This is a genomic window from Butyricimonas paravirosa, from assembly GCF_032878955.1.
GTDB lineage: Bacteria > Bacteroidota > Bacteroidia > Bacteroidales > Marinifilaceae > Butyricimonas > Butyricimonas paravirosa.
In genome coordinates, this window is the sequence record NZ_CP043839.1 from 2,997,508 (window position 1) to 3,023,661 (window position 26,154).

The window sequence follows — 26,154 nt, forward strand, 5'->3', positions numbered from 1 at the left end:
GTTTTAAATACCTTCCAATGCATTTAACGTCTCCTCTGTTTCCGAATCTGAAGGACGTGTCATTTCCTTATTTATCACCTTACCCTCTCTATCCAATAGGATAAAACGAGGAATGGCCCTAATGGCATAGTCTTTCGCAATTTGAGCTTTATTTCCCCCATGTAATTGAATACCTCCCAAGTGATCTTCTTGCACCATTTTAATCCATGCAGCTTTATTAGCATCAATAGATATACTCACGAAATAGATATTCTTTCCTTCAAACTTTTTCTCTAGTTTTTTCAAATAAGGTAATTCTGCTTTACACGGACCACACCAAGTTGCCCAAACATCAATGTAAACGTATTTCCCTCTCAAATCCTCCAAAGCGACCATCTTCCCATCAATATCCATATATTTATGATCAGATGACATTATTTGAGTCCCTTCCGAATATTTTGCCCACATTTTCTGCGCTTGCGCCAATTCCTGTTGATAGACTTCTTTCTTCACGTTACGTTTGTAAAAAGATTCTATGTCACGAAGTGGTCTACCTTCCGTTACTTCAATATATTGCATCACCAAACTTTGAGTAATATCTTCCAAAATAACCGGAGTCTTAAAATGTTCCGTCAAAAAGTTTAACTGTTCTAATGTTCCCTTATACCTATCATTCCCCATGAACTCCGATACACCAAGAATACCAATACCACCTTTCACGTAATCCCGGTAAGAAGAAATTTTCCAAACTTGTTCATTATCAATAAAAAGTTTCGGGATATAAGCTTTCACTTGAGGCGTCTCCTCATATTGCTCCAACCCGGTCCATTCACTACCATTTTTCCAAAAATGCTGAATAGGATAACTAACTAATGGGGTATACAACTGATATTTAACCCGAAACAACTCTATCTTCTCAAACTCTTTGGCAAATTTCTGCTTTTTAATCAACTCGGTATTCTCTTTATTCAACTCGGATAGTTTCTTCAAAAACTCGTTCTCTCCTAACGTAAAATCAATGCGCTCTAAAAACTTCAGATCGTTCTCGTTCAAGTATTTATTGATTCTTACATTCTCCACATCTCCTTGATAATTAAAACTATTCTTCTTAAGGTGAAAAGACCCATCTTTATTCGGAACCAAAACAAGAGTTAAATCTTTCCCCGGTTCCAGATAAAGTAAGTTCCTAGCATATCCTATTGTTAAACTAACATATTCTCCTTGTTCCAATGCGATCTCCATCATCCCCATTTTATCCTCTCCCACCACGATCTCTTCTTTCAAATGATTCCCCTTCACCTCCACTTTCCCTGTTAATAAGGCATTTTGCAAATTAACTGTCAACCTCATTTTCTTTGCCTGTGCAAACGTAGCACTACACAACACGAGTACCCCGATTATTAATAACAAAAATCTTTTCATCATCATTTCATTTTAAACATTAATCTAATTTATTGCATCCCAATCTTCTTGAAGTCCTGTCAAGGCATACTTCGATTTATACATCCACCGGGAAGGACACTTTTCTATATGTTCCCGAATTCTGGCTACTTGATCCACTGTAATCGAATTTTTCCAGCTATACCGATCCATCACATTATAGGAAGTAAAATATTCTGTATTCTCATCCACGGAATCTTCCTCCTTACTCGTATTCTTTAAAACAGATGAATTATCATTCCAATAATAATACGTATCAGTACAGTAGTCAGTATCTCCATCAACGATATTACTAACCCCTTCGCTTTCGGAGGCTTGAGTCGATAATAACCCGAAAAATTGAGCCATAGAATTCGAGATCTCAAAAAAATCCGTTGAATTCATCGGATTAAGGAAAGCCGACATATTAATAAAGAAACCAACATCACGAGGTTTTTCCGGGAATTGGTCCAGAGGCCATTCATTAGCATTCAAACCCGGAATTTCTTCTCCTGCTAATATCACCGTCGGAGCCTTCACGGAAGAATTGGACCCCTGAGGATAATTAATTAACCAGATATTCAAATAATACCGGTAATCATATATTAAATTCAATTTATTTTTCAATACATAATTCTCATAATCATCAATATCCTCAAAAGTTTCCGAGGCGCTGATCTCCCAATTATGGATTCCTTCCTCGGCAAGTTTTACCCCGGAAACATCGTACTTAGCGGCAACAAATTTAATCTTCGTATCTGCACCATTAGGATCTGTTGTCACCACACGCCCAAATACATCATTTAGTCGATCAAGATTCTTCTTCACCACCTCTTCCGTTATCTTGAACGAAGGTACACCCACCTGCTCCGTAGGATTAAGAACATGAAATATCACGGGAAACACTAATTCCTCATACTCCTGTTTCGGTAACTCCCGGATTCGAATAGCGATCTTTTCACTTTCCAGTTCTCCCGATTTAGCATAGAAATAAACCGTTCTCTCCGTTGCATCTGTCGTTGAATAAACGGCATCCGGAATTTCATTTCCGCTTTCATCATACAATTTCAAAGCTCCTGCCGGAATAACATCTTCCGGAATTTTGAAGGTATCACAAACCACACGGGGATCATACATGATTGTATCGTTATCCACGCCCTTATACTGAGCCGAATAATCCGGTAACTCCTTTATCCCGAAGGCTGTAATATAAAAACACATCTTCGCCTTTCCATCCGGAAGTAACATCTTATGATCCGCCCGAATCGATAATAATTTTATATCACTTAACGAAACCGGATTCTCGTAAAATTTGTCATCATGATCACACGAGACAAACAAAACGAACAATACAAAAAATGATAATATTCTATTCATATACAACCTCTTTATCAGTTCAAATTTCCCCAACCGGGATTCTGTTCTATTTTATTATTGTAATCCAGCTCTACCCCGTTCGGAATAGGCAAAGCATAACGATAATCATCTGATTTCAATTCATAAACTTCCGTACCTTCTCCCTCTTTACTCATTCCGACCCTACTGGTTCCGATTCCCAACCTCTTCATGTCCACCCAACGAGTTCCAGCCTCATAACAAAACTCCTTTCGTCTTTCGTTCAGAATCTCACCTAACACATCCTCTCCTGAATAATTCTCAAAACCGATAATTCTTGCCCTTTTAAAGGTTTCCAACATATCCTTAGCCTCCGCAACCCGATTTTGCCGACACTTGGCCTCCGCATTAATCAAATACATCTCAGCCGTACGGAAAAGAACTGTAACCTCATTAATTGATCTCGTATATCCCGGTTTATTGATGTAATGTATCGTCCGGCCTTCTTCTTCCTCCGTCTTAAACCAAGCCTCCCGACGTATATCTTCCTCATCATACATATCAAGTAACTCGTTAGAAACTCGCTGGGCTTTTCCCTCTGCCCAAATACCGGAAAAAATATCACCAAAACCACATGATATTCGATAGGTCATCCGGAGTTGATAATTAGCTCCTCCCACTTGATATTCTCGGACTGTCCCGGAAAACATATTAAAAAGAATATCTTCCCGATTTTCAGGCTCATAACCTGCTATCAACTCTCCGGAATATTTCTCGGCATTTGCCCAGTCACTCTCTTCCGCGGCTGCAGAACCAGCCTTAAACATATACACTTGTGCTAAAATAGCTTTCACAATCCCCGGATAATAAAAAATATTCCATTTCTCCCTTACAGTTTCATACTCCAAGACATCTTCCAATTCACGAATCACAATTCTATAAACCTCTCGCTGGGACAACCGCCCTCCGGGAATAACATTCTCCGAATCCAAATTCAACGGAATTCCCAGCTTATCACTATTATAAGGAGCAAAGAATTGCAACAACTTGAATATATAATAAGCACGTATTGTTTTAACCTCACCCGTGATCGTTTCATACTCGGCTTGAGTATATCCTCCGGCTTTTTCCAAATCGTCAAGAATAACATTCAAAAAACCAATTGCCCCGTAACACTTTTCCCACAAAACACTTGCAAGTGAAACACCTTTCCAATCAATACATTCCGTATACACGTTCATGGCCTTCTCCTCGATACTGGAATGATCCGAATAATAAGACATATTCATATCATCCTCGTACAGGCATAACTGGGTTGCCACATCATTATACAAGGGAAAACGGAAAACAGATCCTCCATAAGAAGGAGAAAGACCTCCTGTTGAATACGTTATCGCAGCCAAATAAGTCAACAATTCCGTTTTTACGTCTTCCAAATTCGCCACAACCCTTTTATTCTTCGGTACGAGATTCAAAAAATCCTTACATCCCACAATACCGAATACCAGTATGCACATTATAATCCAACCTCTTTTCATAATTCATTCTCATTAAATTCCTATATTCAAAGAAATCATATACTTTTTGGAATTAGGATAACTAAATCCCCCAAAATTCTCCGGGTCCAAGCCAGAATAACCGGATATGGTAAACACATCCCGAACATTAAAATTCACCCGTAGTGACGTGAGTGAAAATTTCTGACAAATCTTTGAAGGTACCCGATAACCAAATGAGATACTTGTACATTTCAAGAAATCACCACTTTCCAATTTCAAATCGTACCACTCGCTATTAAGAGACGAATATTCACCCCCGGAAGAATAGACCGGAATATCCGTAATATCTCCCGGCTTACGCCAACGGGTCGCCTCTTTTTTCAACACGTTCTGGCTGGCTGCCGAAACGACTCCTCCTGCCGATGTAGCGTAATAAGCTGCCGTAATCTTGTGTCCTACCATAAACGTGAAATTTGCATCAAACGTAAAATCCTTCCAAGACAGATTCGTCCGGAATCCTCCATTAACAGTTGGATAACTATCTCCCAAGTTCTCTTTTATACTTTCCCGATCTTTATTCACAACATCATCCATATCTAAAACCCATCGGCCATCTTCTCGTTGGAAACCAATAGGTTCCTCCCGTTTACTATTATCAACAAACGCCAATGTATGACCTGTACGTGGGTCAATTCCTGCAAAGCGATACCCGAACCATGCATTTGTAGAAGCCCCCTCAACAGGTGTTGTCTTATCATATCCTTTAGGAATCTCTGAAATATCTTTATAATACGTTTTGATCACTTTACTCCTGTTCATCCCGACATTAAAGTCTACCTTCCAAAACAGCTCTTTAGTACGAAGAACCTGAGAATTCATGGAAAATTCCCAACCGTAATTCCTAACCGACGAACTATTATATTTTATACTACTTACTCCAACGGAAATAGGCAAATTTTTCGTGTCCAGCAAATTACGTGTCACGTTATTATAATAATTCACCGTTCCCCGGATTCGACGATTCAGTAACGCGAAATCAACACCCACACTCCGGTCTTCCTTTTTCTGCCACTTCACGGACGGATTCTTAGGTTGAATATAAGTCGGAATATCATAACCGAAATACTCGTCTGTCGACATAAAAGTCATCACACCAAAAGGCAAAGCATTTTTATCAATGCTCCCCGTGTAACCATACGATAACCGGAATGCCAATTCATCCAGCCAAGAAATCTTTTTCATAAATCCCTCTTCGTACACGTTGTATTTAAAACTGGCATTCCACAATGGGGAAAAACGATTAGCCGTACCGATAATATCAGCACCATCCATACGAATACTTCCGGCAACAACATACCGATCCAAAAAACTATACGACCCTGAAACAAAGAATGAAACGCTCCGGTTCCGAGATTCAGATAATCCATCCAGCAAATTCAGAATCTTCCTTTTCACATCCTCAACACCATCTATATCCGGCACCCCCATTAATCCCTTTTCCGGATCATACTCGGGATACTTCACATAATTACTATTAGATTTATACTCGGAAACTTCATGACCAACATAAATACTCAAAAAATGCTTTTCTTTAAACGCCTGGCGAAACTCTAAATTATTGCGCCAAGTCCATCCCGATGATCGGCTATTACCCTCCGCCAACGCACCACGATTCAATTCATCAGGTAACTCCGTGTAAACACCCGTCAACCAGTTATTCAACTTACCCGTATATGATCCTGGATCCCAAGTAGTACAGGTTTCATGAGCATTATTAAAAACAGAGCCTCTGGTAGAAAATTTTAGATTCTTTAATAACTGGAAATCCAACTCCAAAGAAATATTGTTATCAAGAGATTTCTTTGTGGACTTATTCCGTTTCATCTCATCCAAAATATTAAAATCATACTTGTAACCGTCTTTCAATGAACTCAACTCCGATGTATAGGAACGGTCATACTCCAAATTTCCCTCCTCATCATAAGGGCGCTCGTAAGGATTAGCGTAAGTTGCATAACGCAAAGGATTAACCGACATCTCCGAATCTTCATCTTTTCGAATTGTTGACGATACATCAAAATTAATTTGCAGCCAAGAATTAAACTTTTGGGACAAACGTAAGGAACCTCCCCAATTTTCATACACATTTGTCGGCACGATACCCTTCGTCTTCCGGTAATTCAATGTAGCATAGTACTGACTCTTTTCCGTTCCCCCGGAAAGAGCGATAGAATGATTCTGAGAAAAAGCTGTTTTAAAAATAACATCAAACCAATCCGTGTTGATTTTACTCAAACGCTCAATTTCAGCCTCGGCCTCACTTCGAGTAATCTTACCGACATCCGCATTTCTTAACAAAGTCATCACCCGTCCCCCAGAAGTCTGATTCGGGAAATCCTCATATATACTCCGTTCAAAAGCAATTTTTTCCTCAGAATTCATCAAATCCAACTTATTCTTCGGGGCTGCATCTATTGAAAAGTTTGCCGCAACCCTTATCGAAATACTGCCCTCCTGCCCTCTCTTTCGTTTAATCACAATGACTCCATTCGCCGCCTGAGAACCGTATATAGCTGTTGCTGCCGCATCTTTCAAAACAGTTATACTCTCAATATCTTCTGGTTCTATATCATTTAAACTCCCGTAGAAAGGAGCCCCGTCCACAATCCACATCGGCTCCATTGACCCGTAGAGAGAATTTAACCCCCGTATCCGAATTTCAGGTAAAGTCCCCGGTTTTCCGGAAACATTCCGAGTAGATACACCTGCCATCGCACCCCGGAGTACATCACCCACAGAAGCATATCCCTTATTCTCGATCTCTTTCGCCGTAACCACATCCACCGCTCCCGTCATCCTTTTCTTTTCTATTGTCTGATAACCGGTCGTGACAGTTACCTCTTCCATCATCGCAACATCCTCAGATAAGATCACCTCTTTCTTCTCTTTTGTCCATTCCATCTCGACAGGCTGCATCCCGATAAAGGAAAATTTAAGCACGGGAGCGATAGATTTAAGTACAACTAACTTAAATTCCCCGTTAACATCCGTCGCCACGCCTATGTTCGTTCCCTTCACGACAATCGATACTCCGGGTAACGGATTTCCCTGTTCATCCTTCACCTTTCCTTTCAACTCCACGTAAACAGGCGTCTCTTCATTACCCTTCTGATCCTTTTTACGCACCATAATGTAACGTCCTTGAATATTAAACGAATACCTCTTCCCCAAGACCACATCCAACACCTCCTTTAACGTACTGTTGTGCATCGACACGGACATCTTCTCCTTCACGTCAACAATATCCGTGTTGTACACGAACTCGACATTTTGCAATTGGCAAATTTTCTCCAGAATCTCTCCCAGAGTAGCCTCTTTCATCTCAATCGTAAGTCTCTTTTCTTGAGAATACACGTTATTCCCGCAAATACCCGAGACGAAAAGCAAAATAAACAAGAACACGCCATGTAAGTGCCCTCGAATTTTTAATTCACAATTTTTCTCCATACATTTGTTATTAACATTAATAATACCCCATAACAGAAGATGCGGCAAACACTGCTGTTATGAAATTATTTTTACAGAACAGGGAAGTGATGATTCCCTGTTCTAATTATTTTTAACCATAATCCGTTTCCCTTCTATATCAAAACGTACCTTCGTAACCTCCTCTATCATTTTTAAAAGAAATTCTACCGGATTGTATTTCTCAACCGCCCCGCTAAAACGTAAATCTTTTAGTTCCTCCTCTTCATACGCGACCTCAAAATCATACCATCGATTTAATTTCTTCATAATATTCTCCAGCCTCATATCCCGGAACTTGAATTCTCCATCAATCCACGAGGTATAAATCCTCGGATCACACTCCTCCGAGATCACCTGTGCCGTCCCTTTATCAAATTTCAACATATACCCTGGTGTCAAATCACAATTCCACGTGGAATCATTGCCATAAACAGAAACTTTCCCTTCCACCAGCGTGGTCATCGCACATGGATCATCCGTATAAGAAGTCACGTTAAAAGATGTCCCCGTAACTTTCACGATATAGTCATTAACCCGCACGTAAAAAGGCTTATCGGAATCAGGTGCAACTTGAAAATAAGCCTCTCCTTTTAAAAACACCTCTCGCCGGTCTGAATTAAAACAAGTTGGAAAAACGAGTTCCGATTCGGAATTCACCCGCACACGAGTCCCATCCGCTAACATTAATTGATACTCTCCGCCACAAGGAACCCGTAACGTATTAATACTCGATTCTCCGGATCTTTCCCGCACATTCCGGTAAGACAATTCCCCTTTCTCGTTGCTCAAAACAACAGAACTATCCGACTCCATCAAGGATAATCGCTTATCCAATATAATTTCTTGCCCATCATTCAATATCAAGGATGCTCTCAAGCACCCCGGCTTTATCTCTGACTGGAACATAAATTGAGATTTTTCTTCCCCTTTATTCGCAAACCACACGCATGTACTCACGAAAAATAAAATTACAACTGCAGCGACACAACGTATAACCAAAAACTTTCGACGACGCTCGTAACGTCTCCGCCACGCTATGAACTCTTCCCAATTATAATGTTTTTCTATTTCCCTCTTTCTAGCCTCCTTCTCCACATAAAAATCAAGATTTCGCAACTCGCCTAAAATCCTTTTTCCCCGATTAGATTCGTTCACCCATTCCGAGACCTCGTCATCCATCTGTTTATCCTCTTCATTCAATAAACTTTTACCTATCCCCCGGGCTAAACGAACCCATTTTTGCACATTCATTTCCATCTTTTCATGCTTTATTTCATCTATAAAACACTTCTCGACGAAATAGGAATGACACCTACTTACATTTTTTTTGGAAAATACCGGAAAAAAGATTTATTCACTAATTAGAATAACAAGAATAGCAAAACCCGCAAATGCCCCAAGTTCTGACGCAGCATAATATAACTTCTCGCTTTGTGCGTTTTGACCGTGTTAACAGATACCCCTAATTCCTCTGCAATCTCTTCATTTGAATAACCATCCAATGCCTTAAATAAAATTTTTCGACTAGTCTCTGAAAGCTTATTAATTTCTTGGAGTACAATGTTCGCTACCTCTTCCTTTATCACGTTCTCCATGAAATAATCTTCTGATTCCCAATCATCCGGTAAGGATTCAAAATACTTTTTACGCACATTTTCATGGCGTAATTGATTCAGACAACCATTACGAATACTTTTATACAAATATGTTTTTAAAGCAATCTCATCATTAAAATTATTTTCTTGCCTCCAATATTTAATAAATGCCTCCTGAACAATATCCTTGCAAGTCTCTTCATCAGGAATATATTTTAAGGCAAATTGGAGGAATAAAGAAAAATAAGACTCAAAAAACTCTTTTTCTTTTATTACTTTATTGGAATATGTAATCGTCTCCTCCATGCTTGCAAAAGTAGCAACATTGCACAAGAAACAAAATTATTTCCCGCAAATCGTCATTATAAATTGCAATCAATCTGACCACATTCCCTAAATCGCAGCCAACTAATAACTGACATTCCGTTTCATCACTCGCTTAATCTGCCTCATTCCGGGTAAACGTCCCACCGTGTTCCGGTTCAGATACCTGTAACTCAAAAGCATCAGCAAAAAGAAAATCCCGATAATACACGTCCAGCCATATAATTCCTTCATGCTGACCAGCATCACCTGCCTCATCGTCTCGCCATAGAGCTGTCCCGTTGGGATATGAGCGGCAATAGGATTCACCGCATCCAGATCGGCAGCTAACAATTGATAGTTTCCCGGTAGAACGTGTTGCATCACCCGCCCGTAAATCGCACTTCCGAATGCCGAACCGAACCCCGTCCGCACAAACCCCAGCAAAGACAACACTTGAAAGAAATGTTGGAACGGCACGAATCCTGAGATATAAACTGTCAACGATATATAAATCATCACGTATCCCGCTCCCCTTAACAACGTCGGCAAGTAAAGCCATTCAATATTCATCCGCGGATCGATCAGAAAATACATGAAACACTGGTATATCACGATCAGCGCAAACCCGGTAAACACGGCCCTTTTGTAGCCCCCATGCAAGCGGGCGTGCCAGTAATAAACTGCCAAAGCTCCCAAAACGATTCCCAATAGGTTCCACCAGTTCAGAGATACCGAATTCAGCACATCATATTTCAAAATACTCCCGGTAAATATATTTTGTAGAATGGTTGGCGTCGTCTGCAAACAACAGAGAACCAAAAAGGCAAGCAATATCGCCCCCATATTCCGATACCCCAGCGCCTCCTTCGTGATATAAGGATGTCGCAACGTGTGCATCCGGTTAATATTCAACAACAACGCCACGACCGCCACCACGATCCCCGAACGGATATAAGGAGAATACAACCAATCATAAAACTTACCATATTCAAAAACGAAAGCCAAGGCCAAAAGAAAGATCGCCCACAAAATACCGCCCAACCAATCTATCCCGTACAACGGCAAAGCTTTCATAAACCGGAAATGGCGGGTAAACAGAACCGCGCACAACCAAACGACAAGCAATAACCCGATAATCAACCCATGCATATATCGCCAGTCAGCCCAATAGCCTAAATAAACAGTCGCCAACCCCGACAACTGGATACTTCCCAACACGATAAGATACACGACCGGAAAGAACACCGCGAAATTACGAGTCGGCGTGATACTGAGCTGCACGTTCGACAAACACTCAAACGTCCCCCACATACGCAACATCCCGGCAATAAAGCAAACCCCGACCAGCACCGGGAGACTCCCCGTACTCATCGTGATCAAGTTACAAACAATCAACGCCGGGCAGACCATCAAGAAAATTGACCGGGAAGTGAAACGAAACTTCAAGCGAAAAAGAATAGGAAAAACAACCGTTGTCCCCACGAACGAGGCATAACCGGCCATCATAATATCCTCCTGCATCAACGCCAGCGACCCAACCATCTGCAAAACGGATGCCAAATAAATTCCCCCACTAAATTGAAAGGTCACAGCAAAAAACAAACAAAGAAACACACGTACCCGATCCGGGACAAAATCCCGGAACATCATGATGCGTGTCGGTATATTCGGTGCAGACATCTTCTCTAGTAATTAACCTTACATTCCACGTTCATCCCGGCACGCAAGCGGTTCATATCCTCCGGTCTATTCGTCCCCGTGAATTCAATACGAACCGGGATACGTTGTTCCACCTTCACGAAATTTCCGGCAGAATTATCCTGCGGGATCAGTGCAAAAGAAGCTCCCGTGGCCTCCGAAATGGACGCGACACGCCCCTCAAACCTTACTCCCGGAATAGCATCCACCTCGATCTCCACCATCTGCCCTTCCTCCATGCGAGTCGTCTGCGTCTCCTTGTAATTCGCGATCACCCATTTCTCGGTCACATCCACGAGATTAACCATCGTCTGCCCCGGTTGCACGAGTTCCCCCTCGTGTATATTCTTGCGCCCGGTCACCCCATCGGTCGTGGCCAGAATCACCGTGTACGAAAGATTCAGTCGAGCCAAATTCAACGCGGCCTCGGCAAGCTTGATATTCGCCTCGTTCTGTTCCAAACGCTGCGTTTGTTCCTGTTTCACCAGTGAAACCGCCTGTCTCTGACGAAGAATTTGCTCGTAGCGGGCCTTTGTCGCCTCGAACTCCGTCTTCACCTGATCAAATTGCTGCACGGTAACCGCCTCCTGTTTCAACAACTCCTTGTAACGCTCGTAGTCTTTCTCCGCGTTCGCCAATCTCACCCGTACTTCCTCGATCCCGGCATCCGTCACCAGAACATTACTCTGCGCCGCATGAACCGTCGTGTGCATCGCATCCATCCCGACCAGCGCGTTCCGGTAATCCGCCTCCGCCTGTGCCAGCCGCAGGCAATACTCGGCATCCTCAATCACCACCAAGGTATCACCTTTACGCACACGCTGGTACTCTTCAAAATATATCTTCTTGATAAATCCCTGTACACGGGTATTTATCGGGGTAATATGTTGTTTCACCTGGGCATTATTCGTGTATTCCACCCGTCCCAAATGAATAAAACGACTGGCTACCCAACAAATACCGACAACAATAACAAGGATTAAAACCACGTTAGGAATCAATTTCTTTCTATTTGTACTCATAACTGAAATATCAATTAAAATAATTATAAACTACCGATTGTTCTCTTCAACAAATAATACTGATACAGAATACCGATCCGGGCATTCGTCAACTCCAACTCGCTACTCAACTGAATATTGCTGGCATCCAGCATATCCGTCACCAAGGACAACCCGTTCAGGTAACGGTAATGCACCACATCATAATTTTCGTGAGCCAGTTGCACGCTCTTCTCCCGTGTACGTAACCGGGAATAAGCCTCGTCCAGTTCAACCCACGCGGAATGTATCCCGTTAGAGACCTGTTCATCCGCCAGTAACCGATCCTCTTCCGCCTTCCGGGTAGCAATCCGGGCTTGTTTCAACTTTTTATTATTCTTGAAAAGAGCGTCAAACTTGTACGAGATACCGATCCCGACATACCAATAATTAAAATTCTTGTCAATCGGTGGTACCTCAATCAATATCGGTCCGTCAAAATTATTCGCGGCCACGAGTCCGATATTCGGCCTACGCCCGGCACGTACCAAGTCCTGTTGTTTCTTACTCATCTCTACCCCCAAATCAGCCAATTTCAAACGTGGAGATTCATTTTTCATTCCCTGCCAAGACAACTCATCCCGCCTCTCGATATTCCTTGCCAACACGGTCGTATCGGGCAAAATAACCGTCTCAGGGGTCAGACCGATCGTCGTGGTCAACTGACGGTTCAAAATCTTAATCCGGTTCCGGATACTCGTCAATCCCAACTCCAGATTCTGCAATTGAAGTTCATAACGGGTAATATCGCTCTTCAAGGCCGTCCCCTGTTGAAAGGCAGCTTGAATCTCTTTCACCAACAAGCGGGTTTGCTCGATATTTTTCTCGTAGACCTCTTGTTGGTTATACAACTGGTAAAGTTCCAAGTAATACCCCACCAACAGAAACCGCACCTCCTGGCGGTTATCCTGTAATTCCAGTTCCGCCACCTGTTGTTGCAACTCGCTCAACTGAATACTACGGTTGATAGCTCCCCCGGCATATACCACCTGTGTAGCTTTAATCGCGAAATTATTCCCGTAATGCGGCATAGAGGCCTTCTGCCCGTCAGAAAAATCCCGATCCGTCATCCAGCCGTTCCCGATATAACTGAACGATAAATTTGCCTCAATAGAAGGCAGTTTATCACTTTTAGCCGTTTTTATCCCCTGTTTTGTTTCATCAACAGCCAAGCGATGCGAGCGGATACTCCGACTATTCGTGTCGGCCAAACGAAACATTTCATCCACGCTCAAAACCCTTTGTTGCGCACAAACCGGTAACAGACCGGCCATACACAATAGTCCTGTCACAATTTTCTTCCTATTCATCTTGCTTTCTCTTTCTTTAAGACGCTGCAAAATTCCTAAAAAAGCCACAACAATCGGATGTTCGAAAACCGAGAGAATTTGTTTTATTTGAAACTACCCTCCCGCAATTATTCCTATTTTCATCGAAAAACAGTATCTTCGTGCGTTTTTTACAAAGGGAGAATTAACTATGAAGGAACTTTTAAAAAAGTATTTGATATTCGTTATCGGATTGTATTTTCTAGCCGCGGGAATCGTATTAATCATCCGTTCGGCACTAGGCACCACTCCTATTTCCAGTGTAAACTACGTGTTGAGCCTGAACAGCTCTCTATCCTTGGGAACCTGCACGTTCATCATCAATATGCTATTGATTATCGGGCAATTCTGGCTAATCCGGAATAACAAAAGTAAACGGGACATCATCGAGATTCTACTCCAGTTACCTTTTTCTTTCATATTCTCGGCATTTATCGATCTGAATATGCTTTTGACAAGTGGTGTACACCCCTCGAATTACGGGATGTCCATCGCCTTGCTACTCATTGGCTGCCTCGTGCAATCCATCGGTGTTGTCCTCGAAATAAAACCCCATGTTGCCATGATGAGTGCCGAGGGATTCGTAAAATATGCCTCCCGCAGTTGTAACAAAGAATTCGGAAAATTCAAAGTGTACTTCGACGTTACCCTAGTCACGTCAGCCGTCATCCTTTCCCTCATCTTGAGCCAACGTGTAGAAGGTGTGCGGGAAGGTTCCATCATCGCGGCCTGCATAACGGGTTATCTGGTAAGCTTTCTGAACCAAAAAATCATGACACAAAAAACATTACACAAACTTCGCTCCATCATCACAAGATAACCCTTCAGCATGGAGTCTTACAATATTGTCAACATCCAAGAAATCGAGACCTTCAAAAAAGGTGAATCCTACAAGGGGGAGATCACCGTGTTCACCTCTGACATCGGCCCTAAATTTCTCCTGTTCGGAAATAAATCCGTTTACCTGAATGCCTTTTCCTATATGCTGGTGCTATCGGGAAGAGCCACGCTTTTGGTCGATAGCGTGGAATACCCAATTGACGCTCATTCATTGTGCATCCTGTCCCCACTGCACCTCACAAATTTTCGTCAAGTAAGCCGTGATTTTCAATGCCTATGCCTCTGTTCTCGTAAGAATTTCATCGATCGCCTACCCATTCTCAACATCCAACACCGAATTACCCACGGGATGAATATGTACCACTACCCGATCGTGCAAATTTCTGAGGAAGAGAAACACCTACTAGCCTCCACCATGGAAGACCTCCGGATTCAACTTTTCCGGACGGAACATTCCTATCAGTTGGAAATGATCCAGAACGCTCTAACCCGCTATTATCTGGAAATAGACAATATATTGGATAACAAAGGAATAAATGAAGTTACTGAAAGAGTCCCACAAACCCGATACGCCAATATATTACGGAAGTTTATCTCGTTACTCATGCTCCATTACAAAACGGAACATTCCGTTCCTTTTTATGCCCGGCAAATGAATATCACGCCCCAATACTTGACTTCTATCATCAAAGCACAAACCGGTCGCACCGTGAATAATTTCATTTGCGAAATGCTGTACAGCGAGGCCCGTAACCTTCTCGCCTTATCCGAATTTTCCATCCAACAAATCGCCACCGAGTTACATTTCTCAGATCAAGCCTCCTTCAGTAAGTTTTTCAAAAGATGGGCCGGCATTTCACCCCTAGAATTCAGAAACGTGATGGTGAAATCCAAAAAGTAAAAAATAGTTTCTTCAAAAAAGAGAAACTTCAAACATAACAGGACCGTAACTATGTGAAAATTAACAGCTAAATAATAAGGAATTCAGTTCTAAGTACATTGTCATTAATTGAACAATACTTGATCACTACCGTCATGAACCTTATAGGTACCTTATAGTAACCTTATATGAACCTTATATAGAATAAGGTTCATAAAGTATTTATAAAATGTAATGAAAATATTATATTCGGTAGTCATCCGTTAGTCATTATCTATTAATTACAAATTCAGAATAAACCTTAGCACAAACAAGTATAATCCTCACTTATTCCTTCCAAACATACATAAGAAAAATGAGGCACACTCGTTCATTATCATAATATTCACTCGTAAAACACTAAAAATAAACACATTAACATGATACCTGAATTTATTGGCAAAACGGGGAAATGATACCTTTTATGATACCTCTTATGACTCAAATTATCCCTTAATCCTAATATCTCGAATCATTCAGACAAAATAGAAAAGAGAAGTAACAGCACTGATAATCAACAAATTTCATAAAAAAAACAAACCCTCACAGTTTTCCAACTATAAGGGTTTTCTTCATGTTGTTGCCCCACTAGGATTCGAACCCAGACAGACAGAACCAGAATCTGTAGTGCTACCATTACACAATAGGGCAATTGTTTTATTGCGGTGCAAAGATAGTAGTTTTTTGGGATTTCAAAAAACTACTATCTATTTTTTCATGCTACTTCAATATTTTTTGATACTCTTCGTTGTTCGACAAAACCTCCAACGCCTTAGCTATATCCTTGTCATTACGGATATGATACTCGATCACACCCTCTTGCATATAATAACGTTCCATCAACTGGTCGGACAATATATCGGAAATCTCTTTCTTGAAAACATCCAAATCCCGATCAATAGAGTGTCCGAGACTATTCTTCAATTGCTCTACCTGGCTGGACACTTGATCATAGTATTTCTCGTCTTGAGTCGCCTTTACCAATCTTTCCAGAACAAGCTGGGAGGCTGTCTCGTATTCAAATTCACGTTTTTTCAAGTATTCCTTGAATTCGTTGAACAATTCATCCGACAAAACAAATTCAGAAGGAGCTGCAATCGTGGGATGAGTTGCCGCGTATTCATTGACAAAATCAAAGATCATATCCTGCAACACCAGTTCTTGGGTTACCTTAGCGTATTTCTCCGGTTCAATCTTCACGTCCGGCGTAATACCACCACCGTCATACACGGTTCTCCCTACTTTCGTTTTAAAGGGTTTCATTAAAGAATCGGGAATCGTACCCACACTACCATCCGGATTACGGTGGGAATAATCTACCGCTTGAATACAGCGTCCGCTAGGGATATAATATTTCGCCGTGGTTACCTTTAATTTCGTGTTATAGACCAGATCACGGGTTGTCTGCACCAATCCCTTACCGAATGAACGTTCACCGATTACAACCGCCCGATCGTAATCCTGCAAAGAACCGGAAAGGATCTCCGAGGCTGAGGCTGATGCCCGATCGATCAGTACGGCCAGTTTCATATCCGGCAACAAGGGATTTCTCGTCGTGCGATATTCCTTATCCCATTGTTTCATCTTTCCTTTCGTGCTTACAATCAAGGAACCTTTGGGCAGGAAGAAATTGGCAATCTCCACTGCTTGGTCCAGCAATCCTCCCCCGTTACCGCGAAGATCAAGAACAAGGGACTGCGCTCCCCGGTTTTTCAAATCCATGATCGCGCTTCTCACGTCGTCGGCAGCCTTATCCGTGAAACCGGTAAAATAGATGTACCCAATCTCGTTATTCAGCATCCCGTAGTAAGGAACACTGGGAACCTGTACGACTTCCCGAAGAACCCGCTTCTCCAAAGGCTTTTCTTCCCCGACACGTTGCAGTTTAAGGACCACCTCTTTACCGGGTTGTCCTTTCAGACGGGAACTCACGTACTCGACATTCTTTCCCTTCATATTTTCCCCGTCAACAGCCAGAATTAAATCACCCGGAAGTAACCCGGCCTTGTAAGAAGGAGATCCCTTATAGGGTTCGCGGATCACCACGTAATCATCCTTCATACCGATCACGGAACCGATCCCGGCGTATTCGCCCGTTGTCATCATCTTGAACTCATCCAACTTAGTTTCCGGGTAATAAACCGTGTAGGGGTCCAGTTTCTTCAACATGGCGTCAATCCCGTCCTGCACCATTTTCTCCGGCTGCACGTCATCCACGTAAAAAAGATTCACGTCCCGGAAAAGCGTGGCAAAAATATCCAATCCCTTACTAATCTGGAATCTTTTATCGTCTTCCTTCAAGCCAAGCATCCCGAAAGCCAGTAACAAGACTCCCGAAATGAAGATAATTACACGTGTATTTTTTCTCATAATCTTATTTTAATAACAATCTAGCGAAAATAGTATATATCCAACAAAATAACAAATTTCACGGCACCGGATCGTAGCCCGAACCTCCCCATGGATGGCAGGAACATATCCGTTTTATCGCGAGGTATAATCCTTTTACCGGACCGTGTTTCCGTAACGCCTCCACCGCGTATTGTGAACACGTCGGGGTATAGCGGCAACTCGGGGGTGTCCAGGGAGAAATGCATAACTGATAAAATTTAATAGGTATCAGCAATATCCCCACCACTATCTTTTTCAATATAGCTCCTAATTTTTTTAATAGCACCGGTTATCGCTTTTTCGATTTTACCATATTCAAAAATTTCATCATGCAAATATATGAACAATATATCCATCGTTTTATCCTCCGGGATATAAGAGTACAATATATTTTTATTCAGACGATAGGTCTCCCGAATCAAACGTTTTACCCGGTTACGTTTCACGGCTCGCTTGAAACGCCTTTTAGAAACGCTCACGGCTATTCGGGCCGGGAAATCTTTCTCTTCCCTCGGGTATAACCGGATTACCACTCGTAACGGATAAGACACGAAACTATAACCCGAGGACAGAAGTTCCTCGAATCCCCCCTTCCGGCATAGCCGTTCTTCCTTGCAAAACGTGTATTTTATCGTTTCATCCATATACGAGTGCAAACATACAAAAAATGGACATCGTTTGATGTCCATTTTCCTATTTTGATTTATTTTCTTTGTTGTAAGCCTTAATGAACTGTTCCAGCGCCATGGTCATCGAAGGGGCTTTTTCCGTGGGGGCTTTTATATCAAGTCTCAACCCGGCCTCCTCAACCGCCTCGGCTGTCGCCTCCCCGAAGGCCGCGATAATTGTCGAACCCTGTTCAAAATTCGGGTAGTTGTGGAACAATGACTTGATACCGGCCGGAGTGTAGAATGCCAATATATCATACTCTTTCAAATCCGGAATTTCAGAGGCTACATCACTGGACACGGTTTTATAGAATACGGATTTCGTGTACTTCAGGTGTAGTTCATCCATCAAAGCGGGGATATTTTCTTTATGCACGTCGGAAACCGGAACTAGGAAGTTTTCGGTCTTATGCTTTAACAGAATTTTTGTCATATCCTCGACTTTCTTGTCCCCGTAGAAAATTTTTCTCTTACGGTACACGATATATTTCTGAAGATAGAAAGCAATAGCCTCTGATATACAGAAATACTTCATCGTGTCGGGAACGGTTACCCTCATTTCAGTACAGATCCGGAAGAAATGGTCGATAGCCGTACGACTGGTGAAAACGATCCCGGTAAAATCAAGAATATTTATCCTTTCTTGACGAAATTCTTTTGCCGTGACACCTTCTACCTTTATAAATGATTTGAATTCTAATTTCAATCCAAATTCTTCTGCCAAATCAAAATACGGAGATTTCTCGGTTGTCGGCTTTGGCTGCGAAACTAGTATCTTCTTTATTTTCAACTCTTTCTGTTTTAAAATTACACTAACTTCTCTAACTTATTCCAATAGCTTGTACAAGACAAGAATCGGCAATATTTCAAGCCCACAAAGGTACAAAATCATATACAAAATTGAAACTCTATATCCATATAATATTTTAATCAATCTTATAAATCTGAAAACCAGAATAATGATACCAAGCCCTAAAATGACATATAATAACATATTTATCGCCGAAGTTTGCACGTAAAACAAGGCCAGCACGAACGGGGATATGGATAATCCCAACACGATCGCGCTTGTGCGCAAATTCAAGATGATCTCCGATGCACAATGCCTTCTATTAAATGCCCACCCGAAAAGCCGCACAAGTCCCAAGACTAAAAAATAGTAACCGAAGATGATCAGAAAATAGATTAAGGCATTAAAGAATACAAAGGGAGGATCGATTAAAAAAGCCATCAACATGGACAAGATTGAAAAAGAAAGGCTAACCGACAAGAAAACGAAGAAGTAGTTCGGAATCCCGCCTTCCGATTGTAAACTGGCCCCTCTTTTCCGGTTGAAAAAATAGGTATATACAGTAGTGAGGAAACCTCTTCCTCGCAGGCGCAACAAAGCGATAAAAACGAGATACACGACCGTGTAAATCAGAATACTGGAAATAAATTCAATATTCATTTTCTCCCCGCTCAAAGGAATTCCGTCCACTAATTCCACCTGATTCGTCAGCGTGTCAAACGGTAAGAAAGGTTTCCAAGAGACCGTTTCTCTTAACAAAGAGGCCGGAAACACCACAGAATCCGACACCGGCACGATACTATCCGTTATAACTGAATCTATTTGCTCGTCCAACATTCCCAACAACATCTTTATATTCTAACATTAATGTGCCTCGTACCAGCTTTTCCCGTAGCCCGTACCCACGGTTAAAGGCACCGCTAAGCTCACAACGTGTTCCATGCAATCCACCACGAGATTCTTCAATTCCTCGATTTCCTCGTGATGACATTTGAAGTTCAACTCGTCATGCACCTGCAAAATCATCTTGGAACGTAATCCCCGTTCTTTTAATTTCTGATGAATACATATCATCGCTTTCTTAATAATATCGGCTGCCGATCCCTGGATAGGAGCGTTTACCGCGTTTCGCTCGGCAACACCCCGTACAACCGCGTTCCGGGAATTTATATCTCTCAGATAACGACGGCGGCCCATGATCGTCTCCACGTACCCTTTTTTCCGGGCTTTCTCCACGGATTCTTCCATGTAACGTTTCACTCCGGGATAAAGGGCAAAATAGCCTTCAATCAGTTCCTTACCCTCTTTCCGGGAAATTTTCAGCCGTTCCGCCAATCCCCAAGCCGAAATACCGTAAATAATCCCGAAATTAGCCGTTTTCGCCCGTCGTCTCATCTCCGGGGTCACCTCGTCCAAAGGCACGTGATAAATTTTAGATGCCGTTGCAGCATGGACGTCTTCCCCTTTCAGGAAAGCATTGATCAGCTCCGGCGTACCACTTAAATGTGCCATCAATCTTAACTCTACCTGTGAATAGTCGGCCGAGAAGAACCCATAATCCGGATCTCCCGTGATAAAAGCTTTCCGAATGTTCCGACCTTCGGCTGTCCGGATAGGTATATTTTGCAAGTTCGGATTCAAGCTACTCAATCTTCCGGTTGCCGCCTCCGCTTGGTTAAAATGCGTGTGAATCTTTCCGGTTGCCGGATCAATATACGTGGGTAAAGCCTCCGCATACGTGGTCAACAATTTCTTTAATCCCCGGTAATTAAGTATATGTCCTACAATCGGGTGTGCATCTTCTAATTTTGACAACACCTGTTCGGAGGTACTGTATTGGCCTGTTTTGGTTTTCTTGTTGCCGGGATCAATGTTCATCTGGTCGAATAATATCTCGCCCAACTGCTTGGGAGAGCTAATATTGAATTCTTTACCGGCCATTTCATATATGATTTTCTCTGTCTCCGCGATTCTTATTTTCAAATCCTCGGATAGCTCATCCAGTGCCACCTTATCAATGGACACACCCTCGTACTCCATGTCGGCCAGAACAGATACCAAGGGCATTTCAATTTCTTCGTACAGCTTATAAAGCCCGACTTCCTGTAAAGCCTCTTCCAGTTTTCCTTTCAAGCGGAATAATATATCCGTACGTTCGGCGAAATCCTTGTCTTTCTTAGCTCCTTCATCGGGAAATAAGGATAATTGAGGATTCTCGGTATTATCTCCTTTTATCAAACGATAATTCAGCATTTCCAAAGCAACACGTTCCAGTTCGTGGGAACTATCCGGTTGTAGAACGTAATGTGCAATCTTGACATCAAATATTTTATTTAGAATCTCTACCCCGGCTCTTCTTAACCAAATAATATCGTCCTTCACGTCATTCGAAATCAAAACTTTGTTCTGATCTTCAAGAATAGGTTTAAATAAACGAATCACGTCCTCGGCCTTATCTTTCGCTGAAGGTAATCGCAGATAACAGGCAGTATTAACGGCTGTTGAAAAACAGAGATAGTCCGGATAAGAGTTATAAATCGTGCCATCTCCAAAGATCACGTTCAACACGTATTCCGGGGCCTCACTCAACTTTTGAAGTAATTCATCCCGTTCCGCCACGGTAGTGATTTCCCGGTAATCGACTTCTTCCGGGTGAATGGTTTCTACCAAATTTTCCTCGTGTTCTATCATGAACACTCGCTTTGCCAGAGAGAAAAGCTCCAATTCATTGAAGATCGGCTTTAACACATCGTCTTGAATCTCACCCAATGCCAAATCTTCAGCATTTACATCCGTGGGTACTTCCGTGTTGATCGTCACCAGTTCCTTTGATAAAAAGACAGTATCCTGACAACACAACAAGCGCTCTTTTTGTTTGCCTTTCAGTTCATCTATATGTTGATATACCCCTTCTATACTTCCATATTTATAAATCAATGTGGCAGCACTTTTCGGTCCGACACCATCACATCCCGGCACGTTATCCGCCGTGTCACCCATCAAACCAAGAATATCGATCACCTGTTCCACCCGCTCGATCCCGAAATGATCCAATACTTCCGGAATACCCCACACTTCAGATTTATTTCCGGCACGCCCCGGTTTATACATGAACACTCGTTCGCTGACCAACTGGGCGTAATCTTTATCCGGCGTGATCATATATACCTGAAACCCTTCTTTCTCTCCCCGCTTAGCCAGCGTACCGATCACGTCGTCCGCCTCAAACCCGCTGACAACAATTGATTTAATGCCTAATCCTTCAATAATACTTTTAATATAAGGAACCGACTTTCTCAGGTCCTCCGGCATCGGGGGGCGCTGGGCCTTGTAAGGAGGGTACATTTCATGACGGAAAGTAGGACCTTCCGGGTCAAAAACTACTGCCAGATGAGTCGGTTTTTCCAATTCAAGCAATTCCAGTAAAAAATTAAAAAAACCGAAAGTGGCCGATGTATTTATTCCCGTCGTCGTGATCCGGGGATTATTGATAAACGCGTAATATGAACGGTAAATCAACGCGTAAGCATCCAGTAAGTACAATTTTTTCTCCTCATTAGTCATCATCTTTCCTTTTCAAATTAATCCACACAAAGTTAGACTTTTTCTCCTAACTTTTCTGCTTACTTATTTGTTTTATATTTCAGAATACCTATATTTGTCCCGAACAATGAAAAGAAAATGAACACGATGTACACCTCATATTACTATTTCTATTATTACTTTCCGGAAAAGTAAAGGGGGAATATTGTGATCATATAAAATATACAGGCCCCGAATTTCGGGGCCTTTTTTATTTAAAACCATAGACATGAATACTATTTTTTCACATACAGGTCGTTATTATTACTACTATTATTATTACCTCAACAACAGCTGGGATGACCTTGTATTACCTGTAAAAATGTAAGTAACACGTATTATATTCATTCAACCCGGCTGATCCCAGCCGGGTTTTTTAATTTAAATCCATAAATCATGACAAACAACATTCAATTTTACAGCGGAGAGAACATACCCCTGGAACTACATAAAGTCCGGGTCGTTCAAAAACTACATCTCGTACCCGTGGAACGACGCCTGAAAGCTTTGCAGGAATCCGGGTTCAATACCTTCAAGCTAAATACGAACGATGTGTTTCTGGATATGCTCACGGATAGTGGAACAAACGCCATGAGTGATAACCAAGTGGCCGCCATGTTTCGTGCCGATGACGCTTACGCCGGATCGCAAAGTTTCACCCGCCTGTTGAAAGCCGTGCAGGATGTACTTGGAAAAGAATTTCTACTCCCGGTACATCAGGGAAGAGCGGCAGAAAACATCATTTGCCGTACTTTTATCAAACCGGGACAAATCGTGCCGATGAATTACCACTTCACGACGGCCCTCGCCCATATCACGGAAAACGGGGGAAAGATCGCGGAACTTCTTTGTGACGATGCCTTGGAAATTCAGTCAACAAACCCGTTTAAAGGAAATATAGACATCCATAAACTGGAAAAATGCATTCAAGACCACGGCTCCGAAAATATCCCATTTATCCGGATGGAGGCCTCCACGAATTTAATCGGGGGCCAACCTTTTTCTATCCATAATCTTCAACAAGTCCGGGAAGTTGCCGACCGACACGGAATCATGCTAGTGCTGGATGCCAGCCTATTAGGTGAAAATGCCTTTCTCGTGAAACAACGGGAAAAAGAATGGAAAAATGCCTCTCTCGCCGAGATACTGAAAACTATTACGGGACTGGCCGACTTGGTTTACTTTTCTGCTAGAAAACTCAGTTCTTCCCGGGGCGGGGGTATTTGCACGAATAACCGGACGTTATACGCGAAGATGGAAACCCTTATCCCTCTTTTTGAAGGTTTTCTCACTTACGGGGGAATATCGGTCCGGGAAATTGAGGCCATGGCTGTAGGTCTCTACGAAACACAAGATGAAACCATCATCCGACAAAGCCCGGATTCTATCGCGTTCCTCGTGAATGACCTACAACAAAAAGGAATTCCTGTTGTTACCCCTGCCGGTGTACTGGGCTGCCACGTGGACGCCATGTCTTTCTGCAAGCACATCCCTCAATCGGAATACCCTGCCGGAGCTTTAGCCGCGGCCTTTTACCTCATTTCGGGTATTCGGGGAATGGAAAGAGGCACGATTTCCAGCGTAAGAGACGAGCAAGGAAACGAAATTCCCTCCGATCTGGAATTACTGCGCCTTGCCCTACCCCGGCGGGTGTTCACGCTATCGCAAATCAAATACGTGAGTGACCGGATGCAATGGTTATTTGATAACCGCCACCTGATCGGAGGACTACGTTTCGTGTATGAACCCCCGGTTCTACGTTTTTTCATGGGGACATTAGCTCCTACCTCCGGATGGCCGCTACGTCTTCTAGCCAAATTTAAAGAAGATTTCGGAGAAAGTCTTTAATGAAATAATATTATATAATCCATTAAATAAAATACAATTATGAAAACAAAAAAATCAAATCTTCAAAAAGGAAACAAGAATACGCAAAATCGCCTATCAATTTCAAAACAAACAAGTAAAAAGACTTCTACTAAAAAAGAATCTAAATTCAGTTTTAAACACGGAACGTTCTGTTGAAATACATCATCCGCCGGGAGCTATCCAAAAAGTAAAGGGATAGCTCCATTTTTAGAAAAGAAAAGAATATCTTTGAATTCTAATTTTGTAGTTAAAATGACCAAACCATTAGAAATACAATCCTATTCCGAATGGAATCTGTTCACCCGCCAAGAACGTCCGTTAATGATCGCGGGTCCTTGCAGTGCTGAGAGTGAAGAGCAACTCTTTAACACGGCAACTAAACTGAAAAACAATGGAATAGAAGTTTTACGAGCCGGAATATGGAAACCTAGGACCCGTCCGAATTGTTTTGAAGGAGTCGGAGTAAAAGGATTGCCTTGGCTACAAAATATCCAAAAGGAACTGGGAATGAAAATTTCCACGGAAGTTGCTAATGCCCATCACGTGGAAGTCGCACTGAAATACGGGATGAATATGGTATGGATTGGCGCCCGTTCCACGGCAAACCCGTTTGCCGTTCAAGAAATTGCGGAATCATTAAAAGGAGTTGATATTCCGGTTCTCGTCAAGAATCCGGTAAACCCGGACATAGAACTATGGATCGGTGCTTTTGAACGTCTCTATTTGTGTGGTATTACAAAATTAGGAGCTATTCATCGCGGTTTTTCATCCTATAACAGCACTCGCTATCGTAATATGCCTCAATGGCAAATACCAATTGAATTAAAGCGACGCATCAAGAATCTACCGCTTTTCTGTGACCCCAGCCACATCAGCGGCCATCGGGAATATATTCAGGAAATATCCCAGAAAGCAATGGACCTGGGATTCGATGGATTAATCATCGAGTCGCACGTGAATCCGGATTGTGCATTAAGTGATGCTTTTCAACAAATTACCCCCGATCAATTAAATCAAATTCTATCCCATCTGATCATCCGGGAAGAACATCCTAACAACTCAAATAGTACCTTAATCATCGAAGAACTCCGGGAAAAAATAGATACTCTGGATAACACGATCATGGAAGTCCTTACCAACCGGATGAAAATTATTGAAGAGATCGGGACGTATAAAAAACAAAACAATATTACCATTCTCCAACCGGATCGTTGGGAAAAAATCCTAACCCGTGTTCTTGAAGAGGCCCGCAAGAATAATTTGAGTGAAGAACTCGTGGAGCGCGTGTTCAAAGCTATCCACCAAGCCTCTATCGATAGACAAACAGATATTATGAACGAATAATTCTTTATGAATAAATAACTTTTC

General features: G+C 42.2%; 19 protein-coding genes and 1 tRNA gene. 4 read left to right on the top strand and 16 right to left on the bottom strand.

The features are described from left to right. Window positions 1-3 precede the first annotated feature (3 nt). From F1644_RS12460 to F1644_RS12500, 9 genes are all read right to left on the bottom strand, one after another. Window positions 4-1,401, bottom strand: coding sequence for a TlpA family protein disulfide reductase (locus F1644_RS12460; RefSeq protein ID WP_229782356.1), 1,398 nt, complete (start codon window positions 1,399-1,401; stop codon window positions 4-6). A gap of 24 nt (window positions 1,402-1,425) precedes the next feature. Then, window positions 1,426-2,775 carry a hypothetical protein gene (locus F1644_RS12465; RefSeq protein WP_168044050.1) on the bottom strand — a complete coding sequence of 450 codons (1,350 nt, stop codon included), beginning with the start codon at window positions 2,773-2,775 and terminating at the stop codon, window positions 1,426-1,428. A gap of 14 nt (window positions 2,776-2,789) precedes the next feature. Further along, complete coding sequence (locus tag F1644_RS12470; RefSeq protein ID WP_118305234.1) at window positions 2,790-4,271, bottom strand: RagB/SusD family nutrient uptake outer membrane protein; 1,482 nt, start codon at window positions 4,269-4,271, stop codon at window positions 2,790-2,792. Between the two features lie 12 nt (window positions 4,272-4,283). After that, window positions 4,284-7,739: a SusC/RagA family TonB-linked outer membrane protein gene (locus tag F1644_RS12475; protein ID WP_118305233.1), complete on the bottom strand. Its 3,456-nt coding sequence runs from the start codon at window positions 7,737-7,739 to the stop codon at window positions 4,284-4,286. 102 nt (window positions 7,740-7,841) lie between these two features. After that, a complete protein-coding gene (locus F1644_RS12480; RefSeq protein ID WP_118305232.1) occupies window positions 7,842-9,017 on the bottom strand; it encodes a FecR family protein in 1,176 nt (391 codons plus the stop codon). 104 nt (window positions 9,018-9,121) lie between these two features. Beyond that, complete coding sequence (locus tag F1644_RS12485; protein WP_117774680.1) at window positions 9,122-9,661, bottom strand: RNA polymerase sigma factor; 540 nt, start codon at window positions 9,659-9,661, stop codon at window positions 9,122-9,124. Between the two features lie 102 nt (window positions 9,662-9,763). Next, window positions 9,764-11,341 (bottom strand): MFS transporter, encoded by a 1,578-nt coding sequence (locus tag F1644_RS12490; protein ID WP_118305231.1) that lies wholly within the window; start codon window positions 11,339-11,341, stop codon window positions 9,764-9,766. 5 nt (window positions 11,342-11,346) lie between these two features. Beyond that, window positions 11,347-12,381, bottom strand: coding sequence for an HlyD family secretion protein (locus tag F1644_RS12495; RefSeq protein WP_117774682.1), 1,035 nt, complete (start codon window positions 12,379-12,381; stop codon window positions 11,347-11,349). Between the two features lie 23 nt (window positions 12,382-12,404). Beyond that, the gene (locus F1644_RS12500; protein WP_118305266.1) at window positions 12,405-13,709 is read right to left on the bottom strand and encodes a TolC family protein; all 1,305 of its coding nucleotides are present in this window, start codon (window positions 13,707-13,709) and stop codon (window positions 12,405-12,407) included. A 169-nt stretch (window positions 13,710-13,878) separates the two neighbouring features. On the opposite strand from F1644_RS12500, the gene F1644_RS12505 reads away from it, so the two are divergent. Together F1644_RS12505 and F1644_RS12510 are read left to right on the top strand one after the other, a co-directional pair. Beyond that, window positions 13,879-14,547 (top strand): YczE/YyaS/YitT family protein, encoded by a 669-nt coding sequence (locus F1644_RS12505; protein ID WP_118305230.1) that lies wholly within the window; start codon window positions 13,879-13,881, stop codon window positions 14,545-14,547. Between the two features lie 9 nt (window positions 14,548-14,556). Continuing rightward, a complete protein-coding gene (locus tag F1644_RS12510; protein WP_118305229.1) occupies window positions 14,557-15,468 on the top strand; it encodes a helix-turn-helix domain-containing protein in 912 nt (303 codons plus the stop codon). Between the two features lie 598 nt (window positions 15,469-16,066). On the opposite strand, the gene F1644_RS12515 is transcribed toward F1644_RS12510, so the two are convergent. From F1644_RS12515 to polA, 7 genes are all read right to left on the bottom strand, one after another. Further along, a tRNA-Gln gene (locus F1644_RS12515) sits at window positions 16,067-16,137 on the bottom strand. Between the two features lie 69 nt (window positions 16,138-16,206). Beyond that, complete coding sequence (locus F1644_RS12520) at window positions 16,207-17,856, bottom strand: S41 family peptidase (RefSeq protein ID WP_118305228.1); 1,650 nt, start codon at window positions 17,854-17,856, stop codon at window positions 16,207-16,209. Window positions 17,857-17,914: 58 nt separating this feature from the next. Continuing rightward, entirely contained in the window at window positions 17,915-18,136 is a 222-nt protein-coding gene (yidD, locus tag F1644_RS12525) for a membrane protein insertion efficiency factor YidD (RefSeq protein WP_106481061.1), read from the bottom strand. Then, the gene (gene rnpA / locus F1644_RS12530; protein WP_118305227.1) at window positions 18,096-18,566 is read right to left on the bottom strand and encodes a ribonuclease P protein component; all 471 of its coding nucleotides are present in this window, start codon (window positions 18,564-18,566) and stop codon (window positions 18,096-18,098) included. Before rnpA ends, yidD begins: the two co-directional genes overlap by 41 nt. Before the next feature lie 4 nt (window positions 18,567-18,570). After that, window positions 18,571-19,335 (bottom strand): uroporphyrinogen-III synthase, encoded by a 765-nt coding sequence (locus tag F1644_RS12535; protein ID WP_027202147.1) that lies wholly within the window; start codon window positions 19,333-19,335, stop codon window positions 18,571-18,573. Between the two features lie 36 nt (window positions 19,336-19,371). Next, window positions 19,372-20,184 carry a DUF4271 domain-containing protein gene (locus tag F1644_RS12540; RefSeq protein WP_118305226.1) on the bottom strand — a complete coding sequence of 271 codons (813 nt, stop codon included), beginning with the start codon at window positions 20,182-20,184 and terminating at the stop codon, window positions 19,372-19,374. Between the two features lie 15 nt (window positions 20,185-20,199). Continuing rightward, window positions 20,200-22,902 carry a DNA polymerase I gene (gene polA, locus F1644_RS12545; RefSeq protein ID WP_308424581.1) on the bottom strand — a complete coding sequence of 901 codons (2,703 nt, stop codon included), beginning with the start codon at window positions 22,900-22,902 and terminating at the stop codon, window positions 20,200-20,202. Between the two features lie 411 nt (window positions 22,903-23,313). On the opposite strand from polA, the gene F1644_RS12550 reads away from it, so the two are divergent. Next, window positions 23,314-24,765 carry a tryptophanase gene (locus tag F1644_RS12550; RefSeq protein ID WP_118305224.1) on the top strand — a complete coding sequence of 484 codons (1,452 nt, stop codon included), beginning with the start codon at window positions 23,314-23,316 and terminating at the stop codon, window positions 24,763-24,765. Window positions 24,766-25,038: 273 nt separating this feature from the next. Next, window positions 25,039-26,130, top strand: a complete 1,092-nt coding sequence (locus F1644_RS12555; RefSeq protein WP_118305223.1) for a bifunctional 3-deoxy-7-phosphoheptulonate synthase/chorismate mutase type II — start codon at window positions 25,039-25,041, stop codon at window positions 26,128-26,130. Window positions 26,131-26,154 lie beyond the last annotated feature (24 nt).

Bases quoted from the DNA above. Each gene is read 5' to 3' on its own strand.
- F1644_RS12460 (WP_229782356.1), bottom strand. From the start codon at position 1,401: ATGAAAAGATTTTTGTTATTAATAATCGGGGTACTCGTGTTGTGTAGT.
- F1644_RS12465 (WP_168044050.1), bottom strand. From the start codon at position 2,775: ATGAATAGAATATTATCATTTTTTGTATTGTTCGTTTTGTTTGTCTCG.
- F1644_RS12470 (WP_118305234.1), bottom strand. From the start codon at position 4,271: ATGAAAAGAGGTTGGATTATAATGTGCATACTGGTATTCGGTATTGTG.
- F1644_RS12475 (WP_118305233.1), bottom strand. From the start codon at position 7,739: ATGGAGAAAAATTGTGAATTAAAAATTCGAGGGCACTTACATGGCGTG.
- F1644_RS12480 (WP_118305232.1), bottom strand. From the start codon at position 9,017: ATGGAAATGAATGTGCAAAAATGGGTTCGTTTAGCCCGGGGGATAGGT.
- F1644_RS12485 (WP_117774680.1), bottom strand. From the start codon at position 9,661: ATGGAGGAGACGATTACATATTCCAATAAAGTAATAAAAGAAAAAGAG.
- F1644_RS12490 (WP_118305231.1), bottom strand. From the start codon at position 11,341: ATGTCTGCACCGAATATACCGACACGCATCATGATGTTCCGGGATTTT.
- F1644_RS12495 (WP_117774682.1), bottom strand. From the start codon at position 12,381: ATGAGTACAAATAGAAAGAAATTGATTCCTAACGTGGTTTTAATCCTT.
- F1644_RS12500 (WP_118305266.1), bottom strand. From the start codon at position 13,709: ATGAATAGGAAGAAAATTGTGACAGGACTATTGTGTATGGCCGGTCTG.
- F1644_RS12505 (WP_118305230.1), top strand. From the start codon at position 13,879: ATGAAGGAACTTTTAAAAAAGTATTTGATATTCGTTATCGGATTGTAT.
- F1644_RS12510 (WP_118305229.1), top strand. From the start codon at position 14,557: ATGGAGTCTTACAATATTGTCAACATCCAAGAAATCGAGACCTTCAAA.
- F1644_RS12520 (WP_118305228.1), bottom strand. From the start codon at position 17,856: ATGAGAAAAAATACACGTGTAATTATCTTCATTTCGGGAGTCTTGTTA.
- rnpA (WP_118305227.1), bottom strand. From the start codon at position 18,566: ATGGACATCAAACGATGTCCATTTTTTGTATGTTTGCACTCGTATATG.
- F1644_RS12540 (WP_118305226.1), bottom strand. From the start codon at position 20,184: ATGTTGTTGGGAATGTTGGACGAGCAAATAGATTCAGTTATAACGGAT.
- polA (WP_308424581.1), bottom strand. From the start codon at position 22,902: ATGATGACTAATGAGGAGAAAAAATTGTACTTACTGGATGCTTACGCG.
- F1644_RS12550 (WP_118305224.1), top strand. From the start codon at position 23,314: ATGACAAACAACATTCAATTTTACAGCGGAGAGAACATACCCCTGGAA.
- F1644_RS12555 (WP_118305223.1), top strand. From the start codon at position 25,039: ATGACCAAACCATTAGAAATACAATCCTATTCCGAATGGAATCTGTTC.